At 59.5% G+C, this 9,405-nt stretch carries 10 protein-coding genes and 1 other RNA gene; 2 read left to right on the top strand and 9 right to left on the bottom strand.

From position 1 onward, the window contains the following. Nucleotides 1–175: 175 nt before the first annotated feature. The 9 genes from QZ377_RS12170 to QZ377_RS12130 form a co-directional block, all read right to left on the bottom strand. The gene (locus QZ377_RS12170) at nucleotides 176–778 is read right to left on the bottom strand and encodes a TRIC cation channel family protein (protein WP_291441456.1); all 603 of its coding nucleotides are present in this window, start codon (nucleotides 776–778) and stop codon (nucleotides 176–178) included. A gap of 35 nt (nucleotides 779–813) precedes the next feature. Further along, complete coding sequence (gene rny, locus QZ377_RS12165) at nucleotides 814–2,373, bottom strand: ribonuclease Y (protein WP_291441454.1); 1,560 nt, start codon at nucleotides 2,371–2,373, stop codon at nucleotides 814–816. A 218-nt stretch (nucleotides 2,374–2,591) separates the two neighbouring features. Further along, a non-coding RNA gene (gene ssrS, locus QZ377_RS12160) (6S RNA) lies at nucleotides 2,592–2,775 on the bottom strand. A gap of 11 nt (nucleotides 2,776–2,786) precedes the next feature. Further along, nucleotides 2,787–3,059 carry a cell division protein ZapA gene (locus tag QZ377_RS12155; RefSeq protein ID WP_291441452.1) on the bottom strand — a complete coding sequence of 91 codons (273 nt, stop codon included), beginning with the start codon at nucleotides 3,057–3,059 and terminating at the stop codon, nucleotides 2,787–2,789. A gap of 6 nt (nucleotides 3,060–3,065) precedes the next feature. After that, a complete protein-coding gene (locus tag QZ377_RS12150; protein ID WP_012625317.1) occupies nucleotides 3,066–3,311 on the bottom strand; it encodes a cell division protein ZapB in 246 nt (81 codons plus the stop codon). A gap of 256 nt (nucleotides 3,312–3,567) precedes the next feature. After that, a complete protein-coding gene (glmU, locus tag QZ377_RS12145) occupies nucleotides 3,568–4,923 on the bottom strand; it encodes a bifunctional UDP-N-acetylglucosamine diphosphorylase/glucosamine-1-phosphate N-acetyltransferase GlmU (RefSeq protein WP_291441450.1) in 1,356 nt (451 codons plus the stop codon). A gap of 237 nt (nucleotides 4,924–5,160) precedes the next feature. Further along, nucleotides 5,161–6,267, bottom strand: coding sequence for a glycosyltransferase family A protein (locus tag QZ377_RS12140; protein ID WP_291441448.1), 1,107 nt, complete (start codon nucleotides 6,265–6,267; stop codon nucleotides 5,161–5,163). Between the two features lie 231 nt (nucleotides 6,268–6,498). Continuing rightward, the gene (locus QZ377_RS12135; RefSeq protein ID WP_291441446.1) at nucleotides 6,499–6,909 is read right to left on the bottom strand and encodes an OsmC family protein; all 411 of its coding nucleotides are present in this window, start codon (nucleotides 6,907–6,909) and stop codon (nucleotides 6,499–6,501) included. Nucleotides 6,910–6,988: 79 nt separating this feature from the next. Further along, entirely contained in the window at nucleotides 6,989–7,570 is a 582-nt protein-coding gene (locus QZ377_RS12130; RefSeq protein WP_291441444.1) for a manganese efflux pump MntP family protein, read from the bottom strand. Between the two features lie 258 nt (nucleotides 7,571–7,828). Between QZ377_RS12130 and QZ377_RS12125 the strand changes: the two genes are divergently transcribed. Further along, nucleotides 7,829–8,908, top strand: coding sequence for a spidroin-2 (locus QZ377_RS12125; protein WP_291441442.1), 1,080 nt, complete (start codon nucleotides 7,829–7,831; stop codon nucleotides 8,906–8,908). Between the two features lie 64 nt (nucleotides 8,909–8,972). Beyond that, the coding region (locus QZ377_RS12120) for a hypothetical protein (RefSeq protein WP_291441440.1) at nucleotides 8,973–9,405 on the top strand (433 nt) is incomplete at its 3' end.

Genomic DNA, 9,405 nt, shown 5'->3' with positions numbered 1-9,405 from the left:
GAGGCTTATGCTCCCTTTTCGCAACCCTGTCAACTTCTTTTTGCCGGTTCGGCGATTTTTCTTCGCCGCGCTCAGGCTCAATCCGTTCCCGTGTCGCGAAAAGAGAAGATAGTGAAACAAATCAAAACAGTCAAGCCTTATTTACATTTTTTTCAACAATTCTGAAAAAACGGCTTCAAATGCCGCCCTGAAGACCCTTACGCAGACGCAAGGAACGCAGCACGAGTACCAGCCCACAGCACGCAAGCACGCACGCCCACAGCGGCATGCCGCCGTAAAGCAGGGCCACAAGGGCGAGCATAACGCCCAGGGCCGCCGCAGTAGCGTAGCTATCTTCCTCCACCAGCCGGGCAGTGTCCCCCAGGGCCACATCCCGCACCAACCCCCCGGCCAGTGCCGTCAGTACCCCCAGAACAAGGCAGCCCACAACGCCCAGACCGAAAACCGCGCCACGCACGCCCCCTACCCCGGCAGCCAGTCCCAACCCCAGGCTGTCCAGCCAGTAAAACGCCCGCCATGCATGGCCCAGACGCGCAGCCAGGGTTCCGGCCACCGCGCCGGCCACGGCCGCAGCCAGGTAATCTCCCCTGTTCAGCGCCAGGACGGGATGCCCCAGCAGGGCATCACGCAAAAGCGGCGCGGCCAGCCCGGCCAGACAGGCCAGAACCGCCGCACCGCTGAAGTGCGCTCCGCCGTTGCGCGCCCGGCAAGATGCGGCGGCGGCCAGCATAAAGCTGGCCGCCAGATCAAATACATATAGAAGGGGGTCTTGCATCATAGCCGTATATCCGGCCCGGCCCCGTGCCGCCCTGCCTACTTGGCAAGGCCCACGGCGCGCCGCTCACGAATCACCGTTACGCGGATCTGCCCGGGATATGTCAGATTTTTTTCAATTTTTTCAGCTATATCCTTGCAAAGGATATAGGTCGTATCGTCATCAACCTGATCGGAGTTAACCATCACGCGGATTTCACGTCCGGCCTGAATGGCGTAAGCCTTGCTGACGCCATCAAAACTGGTGGCGATGCCCTCCAGGTCTTCCAGCCGCTTCACATAGTTTTCCAGCAGTTCCTTGCGCGCGCCGGGGCGTGCACCGGAAATGGAATCCGCAGCCTGTACCAGCACGGCCAGGGCCGTTGAGGGGCGCTGGTCTTCGTGGTGGGCGGCGATGGCATGGATGATTTCCTGGCTTTCGTTGTACTTCTTCGCCAGATCCGCGCCAATAAGGGCGTGCGGCCCTTCGACCTCGTGGTCCACGGCCTTGCCTATGTCATGCAGCAATCCGGCGCGCTTGGCTTTCTTCACGTCCATGCCAAGCTCTGCCGCCATCATGCCACACAGGGCCGACACCTCAAGCGAATGCTGCAGCACATTTTGCGTAAAGGAGGTCCGGTAGCGCAACTGGCCGAGAAGGCGAACGATTTCAGGATGTATGCCGTGCACACCTGCATCGAAAGTAGCCTGTTCACCCACTTCGCGTACCTGGGCATCCAGTTCCTGCTCGCACTTCTGAACAATATCTTCAATGCGCGCGGGGTGGATGCGTCCGTCCTGAATAAGGCGTTCCAGCGCCATTTTGGCGACCTGGCGACGCAACGGGCTGTAGGCGGAAAGAATGACTGTTTCAGGGGTATCGTCAATGATGAGATCCACACCGGTGGCAGACTCGAGAGCGCGGATATTGCGCCCTTCGCGGCCAATGATGCGGCCTTTCATATCTTCGCTGGGCAGGGTGACGGCAGTGACGGTTTGCTCGTTCACATAGTCGCCCGCATAGCGCTGAATGACGTTACAGAGAATTTCCTTGGCTTTGCGGTCTGCGGTTTCGCGGGCTTCCATTTCGATCTGCCGGATCATTTTGGCCGATTCGTGCCGCGTCTTCGCCTCCACTTCCATAAAAAGCTGCGCCTTGGCTTCTTCAGCAGTAAAGCCCGAAATCTGCGCCAGGCGCTGCTCCTGCTCCTCAATGCGGGTTTGCAGGAACATTTCTGTTTCTGAAAGCTGCCGTTCTTTACGGGCCAGGTCTTTTTCCGAAGCGAGCAGTTCGTGCTCCTTGGCGGTGGCTTTTTCAAGCTTTTCCTCAAGGCGCCCGCCCATTTCCTCAAGCTTGCGCTCGCGAGTCTTGACCTCGCGCTCGCGCTCCTTGAATTCATTTTCCAGCTCGCGCTTCTGGTTGAACAGGTCGTCCTGTCCCTGGAGCAAAATTTCTTTTTTCTGTGCCTGCGCTTCCTTGCGGGCCTCGGCCACAATGCGCTTGGCCAGGTCATCGGCGTCGCCGATACGCTTGGTTGTAGACCGTTTGCACACCACCGCTCCCAGTGCCGCCCCCAGCACCACAGACGCGAGCAGCGCCGCTATAACTAATGGGTCCATGAATCCAGCCTCTCTTTTATCAATACGGGACCGGCCCTGAAAGAGCCCGCCCGGCGAACACCGGCAGCCCGTTACGTGCCGCCGTAGCAATTTAGCCCAAAGGGCTGCTGAAACCCTGGCTGGGTGCCGCAGGCGCGGCAACATGGATGGTGTTGCAAAAAAGAAGTGAAGACCCCAACGCGGAAGCCGGAACCCAAACTGCTCTGTTTCTGAAAGCGGCTTTCCCCAGAGAGCCGTGTCATGCGTGCGGTACAGAACCTGGATAACCAGGTCGGGAGCCAGTATGTCCCCTTCAGGCGTCCCGGTCGTGGCCGGGCATGCACACTGAGGACAGAGACAACTCCCTTTAACATACTTGTCAGGTTAGCACCGAGGCATAAATCACGCGCCCCCCAGGGAAGCGCCCTCGGGATCTAAACAGATCCCTCTATCTTGGAAAGCATGGCAGCTATGCGATCTTGCACGCCTGCCAGCTCTTTTTGCGATTGCAACAAATCATCCGCCAGTCCAAGGGCCATAAAGGTCAGCAGAATATCCTTGGTCTGCCCTCCATGGAACCTCAGCTTCTGGTCAGTAAACCGTTCTTCTACGAGCCTCACAGCTTCCTGCACGCGGTCCATATCTGCGCCGGGCTTGAAGGCTATGCTCAGTCCAAGAACGGTAAGGTTGATAGCTTCCTGATTCACAAAAACCTACTCTACGCTGTCATGCTCCTGAATGTTGCGCAACACGGCGTCAATGCGTTTGAGCGCCTGGGCACGCAGCTGCTCTTCATTTTCAAGCGCTTCGCGCAGCCTGTGGTTTTCATCTTCCAGGGCGGCCTTTTCCTCCCCCAAAGCGGCAGACTCGGCGCTGACGCGCTCGTTTTCCGCCCGAAGGCGGTCAAGCCTGGCCAGAAGAGCCGCAACTTGCGTCTCAAGCTTTTCCAGAAGTTCCATGCCTGATAAATAGCACCGCACCAGACCCTTGGCAAGAATGGAAGCGGTAAAGTCGAAAAAAAACCGCGTCGCGCGACGCCTTGCGCGGGGGATTAAGGCGCGCAACCGGCGCGCATTCGACCGCGGCAGCCCCTGAAAAGGCGGAACTCACGCACCGGGCAAGCCCTCGCCTGCCCGGCTCCAGTTCCTTTGTCGCCGCCAAAACGCCCCCCCGAGACGACGTACCCCCGCTCGGCAAAAAAACAACGGACGCGCGTCAGGGCTTCCTGCGCGGCAGATTTTTCTGTTTTTCACGGGCAATGCCCAGTTCTCCGGCGGGCACGTCGTGGGTGATGACCGAACCGGCTCCCACGAGCGCCTCGTCACCCACGCTCACCGGAGCCACCAGGGCGGTATTGCTGCCGATAAAGGCGCGCTGGCCTATCCGTGTGAGATGTTTGTTTTTCCCGTCATAATTGCAGGTAATGGTTCCCGCTCCGATATTGCTGCCCGCGCCGATTTCCGCATCGCCAAGGTAGCTCAGATGGTTGGCCTTGGCCCCCTGGCCCAGGCGCGTCTTTTTCAGCTCCACAAAGTTGCCCACATGAGACTGCGCCTCAAGGACGGCCCCGGGGCGCAACCGCGCGTACGGCCCGACCAGCGCGCCTTCACCCACTTCCGCCCCTTCAAGGTGCGAGAATGAATGTATTCGCGCTCCACCGCTGACGACACTGTCGCGCAGCACGCAGTGCGAGGCTATGGAGGCGCCGCGCAGAACCCGCGAACGGCCGTAGATTTCGCAAGGGCCGGTAATTTCAGCCCCGGCTTCCACATGGGCCAGAGGCCCCACGCGCACGCTTGCCGCCGCATGGATGATAACGCCTGAAGCGAGCAGGTCATGAACGCGGCGCTCGCGCAGGGCTTCTTCCATCCGTTCCAGTTCCAGGGGAGAGTTCACGCCCATGAGGCCATCGTCGCGCCCGCAGCGCACGCCCTGCACGTCATATTTTTCCGCCACAGCCAGACCTATCAGGTCGGTAATGTAATACTCGCCGCTCTTGTTGGCATTATCCAGGCGGGGCAGCAGGCTCTCCACGGCGTCCAGAGCGCAATAGTACATGCCTGCATTGACCTCGCCGGTAGGCGGGCCGTACAGAGCCGGGTCGTAATCCTTGGCCTCGACAATGGCGCGCACGTCATCTCCTTCGCGCACCACACGGCCATAAGCTCCGGGGCTGTCAAGATCAATGGTGGCAAAGGCAAGGTCCGCACCCACGGCTTCGGCCAGAAACTGCCGCACAAGGCCCTCTGAAAGCAGGGGCGCATCGCCATTGACGACCAGCAGGTGAGTGTACCCGGCCTTGGTAAGTGCCGGCAGAGCCTGCATGAGCGCATGCCCTGTGCCAAGCTGCTGCTCCTGAAGAACACAGGGAACCTCCGGAAAAGCGGCCTTGACCATCTCTGCCCGGTGGCCGGCAACGAGCCACACATCTTCAGCAAAAACAGGGCGCAAAGCCTCAAGCACACAGGCCAGCATCGGCTCGCCCAACAGCGTTTGCAAAACCTTGGGTCTATCGGAATGCATGCGGGTACCCTTGCCCGCCGCCAGAATGAGAGCCGCGTTCTTCGGCATCAGAATCTCCTTCATCTCCGCGCAAAAGCGGAAGAATTTCACACAATGCAATAGCCTCTTGCCTGAAAAACGGCAAGGCAAATGCGATGCCGGGTCCCTTCAGGATGTTCCATTCCATGAGGAACTCCGCCCTCGGCCAAGGCGCAACAGGCTGCCTTCAGTGGGTAACCAGCCGCGCGGTCTCCAGCCTGTTTTACCGCCGGCGCAGGCCACGGCAGTCCCTTATCGGAACGATCTTTAATCACCACGCCCGAGGCCCAGAGAATTTGAAAGACACAGCCGGGCGTAATTTTTTGCCGTCCGGGCTTCCAGCGCATGCGGCGCGAGTTGCCCGACTTCGGGGAAAAGATGCTTCAATATCATGACCGCCTTGACGGCCTCGGGCGCAAGCCGTTCTTTCTGGGGTTGGGCCAGAAGCAGGCACTTCGCGACATAGTATGTGCGAAGACGCAGCACCTGCGCATCCGTCTCGCCGCGTTCTCCCTTGACCAGTGATGCGGCATGGCGCACGGCCTGCGCAAAAAGACCCTGCATCTTGTCTGACATGCTTTTATTGAAGGCCATGACTTCGGTAGAAAACAGGCAGGCCGCAGCGTGGGCCAGCCAGCCGCCGAGCTTGTCCGAGGGATAGGCGGGCAGATCGGCGAGCATGCCGTGCACCTTGATATGCATGAGGGCGTCATGAAAAAACATGCGTTCGGCATTATGTGTCATGTTGTCGCCGTGCTTTCTGTAGATGACAAGTCCCAGGGGATTCACCCCCACCCTGGCCCCCAGGCCGTGGCAGCGCAGCCAGAAGTCATGATCCTCGCAAGATTTGAGCGCCGTATCAAAAAAACCCGCCCGGCGCACAAGTTCCATGCGTGTAAGATGGCAATGCACCGGGGCCAGATTGGCATGACAGGAGTGCACATCCCAATGACTGTTGACCAGAGGCCACAGATGCAGAGCGCCAGACGCTGCCCCTTCCTGCTTTTCCACGCAGCGGCAGATAACCATGTCCAGATCGGGATTTTCCGCGAAAATCCGCAACTGGCCTGCCAGAAGATGCTCCGCATACAGGTCGTCCGCATCGAGAAAAGCCGCGTAATCTCCTCGCGCTGCCCGCAAGCCGGTATTGCGCGCGGCGGCGTGGCCCTGGTTTTTCTGACGGATATCAACACCGCCCGTTCCCAGGGCTTCGGCACTTTCTCCCGTCTTTTCCGTGGAGCCGTCATCGACCACAATTACTTCCACACCAAGGCCGTCAGTGCGCTGCGAGAGAGCGCTAGTCACGGCTTCCGGCAGTAATGCACCGTAATTGTAGGAAGGGATGATGACTGAGACCAGCGGCGTTGCGGACATGTTTTTCTCTGAGGAAGAAGGTGCGTGAAAAACTGCGGACGGCCCCTCCCATCACAAGAGAAGCCGCCGCAGCGAATCTCAAAAGAATGCCTGAACGGACTGCGGAAAGGCCATCATGAAAAGTTTTGGGACATTGCGGCATGGCCGCAAAAAACGCTTTCCGAGCCGCAGGCCCGGCCTGGTGCAGAACAGACTGCTGCGGCGCGGCAAAAGAATTGCCGCACCACGCTCTTAGTCCTGCCAGATAAATGTAAAGACCTGCTCCACTTCGGGGTGCAGCGTCAGATGCACCGGGCAGGAAGAGGTGCAGCGCTCTATACTGGCTTTTTCTCTGGCGGAATATGCGCGCGGCGGCATCTTGAAGGTAACCTCAATTCTGCCGATACGGCGCGGGTCGGCGCTCATGGTCTTGGTGATTTCCACTTCTGTGCCGGTCACATCCACACCGTGATTTTTGCCATAAATGCCGATAATAGTCATGGCGCAGGCCCCAAGGGCCGTAGCGCAAAGGTCTGTTGGTGAAAATGCTTCGCCTTTGCCCTGGTTGTCGCTGGGGGCATCGGTGATAATCCTGGTGCCGCTCTGGTTATGCACGCATTCCACGCGCAGGTCACCGAGATATTTGGCGCTGACAGTAGACATATGGCCTCCTTGTTCTTCCGCCGTGCAATCTGGCCTGCTGGTCCGGCAGGACGGGCGGCGCGCGCAGGCGGGCGTGATTTCAGAAAACCTGATGCTCTCGCAGAATGTTGCAGGCAATGGCAAGCAGCGTCAAGCCTCCCACCAGTTCCGCCCATCCGTTGAGGGCGCAAAGGTTTGCCAGCGTCTTGCCGAGATACACGCCGCAAGCCGTAATTACCGCGCAAACAATGCCGATGATGGCCGCATCCGCCCAGATGGGCGTACCAAGAATAGCCAGAGACAGGCCCACGGCCAGAGCGTCTATGCTGGTGGCCACCCCAAGTACCATAAGGTTGCGGCCAGCGGTGGGATCGACCGAAGGGCAGGCGCAGGACTCACGGTTCCTGAGCGCCCGCAGGCCCGAAAGGGCCATCTTGCCTCCAATCCAGCCCAGCAGCACAAAGGCAATCCAATGGTCCCAGGCTTCCATGTATTCCCGCACGGACACGCCCAGCCACCATCCGATAACCGGCATGGCAAACTGAAAAAAACCAAAGGCGGCAGAAAGGCGCACATAATGGCGAATTTTGGGTTTTTGCAGAGCGCAACCAGAGACCACGGCCACAGCAAAAGCATCCATCGACAGGGCTATGGCCAGCAAAAAGACGGCGAAAATCGTCATAAAGGTACATCTCGTGCGCGGGCAGGCACCCGGCTGGTTATGGTTTACGGCTCGAACCACTATAGAGCATGCCTTTGCGCTGTACAAGCAACCAGCCCGACAGTGAAAAATACTCACTGCTGCCGGAATGTCCGGCAATGCTGAACAGCCCGGAACCCGCAAAACACGTGCCGGAAATGCCACACGTGCTGCCCGGTAAACCGCAGAAAGGCCACGCGCGCATCTTGCTAGCGCGCCTCTCACAGGCTACAAGACGGCATGCAAAATATACCTGAATGGCTTTTTTACTGGCAATGGGCTTCCGGCATTTTGAGCATAGGCATGAATGCCGCAGCCGCCCTGCCCGCCATCCTGGCCCTGACCCTGCTTGCCGGAAGGCGCGGCAATGCGCGGTTGTGCGTTGCCGGGGCACGCCGCCTCACACGCCTGGCCCTGGGGCTGGGCCTGCTCGGCCCCCTGCTCACCGCCGCCAATCTGGTGGGAACAATCCTCAGCTTTGGTGGTTCCGGCAGCCACATCAGCGGTCTGGCCCTGTGGGACGCTGCCGTACTGCCCTATACCACCACGGTACTGGCCTGGATTGCCGGCTTGTGCTGCCTTTGGTTTGTCACCAGGATGGACAGAAGCAGCCCCCTCGCCATCGGCCTGCCCACCGACAATCCCGAAACGAACCCCGGCGTCCGGGGCAGCAAGGGACGCTCGGCGCGCAAAGGGCGGAAATCGCCGCTTGCCGCAGAGAATGAAGCGTCGAGCAACCAGCTTGATACCGATGCCATGCGCAGCAGGCTTTTTTTGTACCTTCTGGCCGTTGTCTGCTTTTTTGCGGCCCACGCCCTGCCCAACTGGTCTTTTTCCGGCCCGCCGCAGGGGCTGGACTGGGGCCGCATGGCTTCAGCCGTGCTTGGTACTGCCACCCATGACTATTTTACAAATTTTGCCCCGGCGGGAGCCATGGCCCTGCTGGCGCTTTCACTGGCCCGGCGCGAGTTTTCCGGTTCTTCCGCCGCCATGCCGGGAAACCGCGCTTTTTCTGCGGCCGATCTTGAAAAGGCCGCCCGCTGGGCCGCCTTGTGGGCCATGATCGGCTACGTACCTCGCTGCATTGACCGCTGGGGGCTGTTTATCGGACTTTCATTCAGCGGCCAGACGCTGCCCGACTGGCTCATGCCCCAGATCACGGGCCTTGTGCCTCTGACCCTGGCAGTGGCCTGTTGGACCATATTGTTCACCCTGCGGTCCCGGATGCAGTTTTTGTGGCTCAACTGGCTGGCACTGGCCCTGCTGGTCATACGGCAGAGCCTGCCGTTCATCACTGCCCTGTTGCACAGCGCGGCCTGAACCGCGCAAAAACACGCCGTCTCCGGCTGCACGGATCATAACGCCAAGACAAAGCGAGGCCCATATGCGTTTTACCCATTTTTTTCTGCTGCTTCTACTCTGTGGCCTGAGCATGGGCAGTGTCGCCCATGCCGGGCAGCCTGCCCCTGACGTACGCGGAGCGGAAATCAGAGATTTCACCCGCTTCAGCGCGGCCCTGCCCGCCGGGTGGGACGGCGAAGAGCGTACGGGCTTTCATTCCGGTAAAGATGAAGAGTGCATGCTGATTTTGGGAGTCAAAGATCAGGCCGGAGAAAACTACCAGGGGCTTGTCAGCATTTTTGTACTGCCCAACGACAAGCAGGCCACAAGCGAAAGCTTGGCCCATGAACTGACGCGTTTTCAGGTCGATGCCACCGAGCCGACGCAGGAAGGACATTTCTGGGTATTTACGGGCGAGCCGCGCAGCCAGGCGTTTAAAGCTCCGGCCCTGACAAAAGTTCATGCCACGCCCGAAA

This window comes from Desulfovibrio sp. (assembly GCF_019424165.1).
Lineage (GTDB): Bacteria > Desulfobacterota > Desulfovibrionia > Desulfovibrionales > Desulfovibrionaceae > Desulfovibrio.
The sequence above is the reverse complement of the archived record's forward strand: the minus strand, read 5'-3'. Positions and strand labels throughout refer to the sequence as shown.

What these genes read in the sequence shown, in the direction of transcription:
- QZ377_RS12135 (WP_291441446.1), bottom strand. Translation starts at nt 6,909, where the DNA reads ATGTCTACTGTCAGCGCCAAATATCTCGGTGACCTGCGCGTGGAATGC.
- QZ377_RS12130 (WP_291441444.1), bottom strand. Translation starts at nt 7,570, where the DNA reads ATGACGATTTTCGCCGTCTTTTTGCTGGCCATAGCCCTGTCGATGGAT.
- rny (WP_291441454.1), bottom strand. Translation starts at nt 2,373, where the DNA reads ATGGACCCATTAGTTATAGCGGCGCTGCTCGCGTCTGTGGTGCTGGGG.
- QZ377_RS12140 (WP_291441448.1), bottom strand. Translation starts at nt 6,267, where the DNA reads ATGTCCGCAACGCCGCTGGTCTCAGTCATCATCCCTTCCTACAATTAC.
- QZ377_RS12170 (WP_291441456.1), bottom strand. Translation starts at nt 778, where the DNA reads ATGATGCAAGACCCCCTTCTATATGTATTTGATCTGGCGGCCAGCTTT.
- QZ377_RS12150 (WP_012625317.1), bottom strand. Translation starts at nt 3,311, where the DNA reads ATGGAACTTCTGGAAAAGCTTGAGACGCAAGTTGCGGCTCTTCTGGCC.
- glmU (WP_291441450.1), bottom strand. Translation starts at nt 4,923, where the DNA reads ATGCCGAAGAACGCGGCTCTCATTCTGGCGGCGGGCAAGGGTACCCGC.
- QZ377_RS12125 (WP_291441442.1), top strand. Translation starts at nt 7,829, where the DNA reads ATGCAAAATATACCTGAATGGCTTTTTTACTGGCAATGGGCTTCCGGC.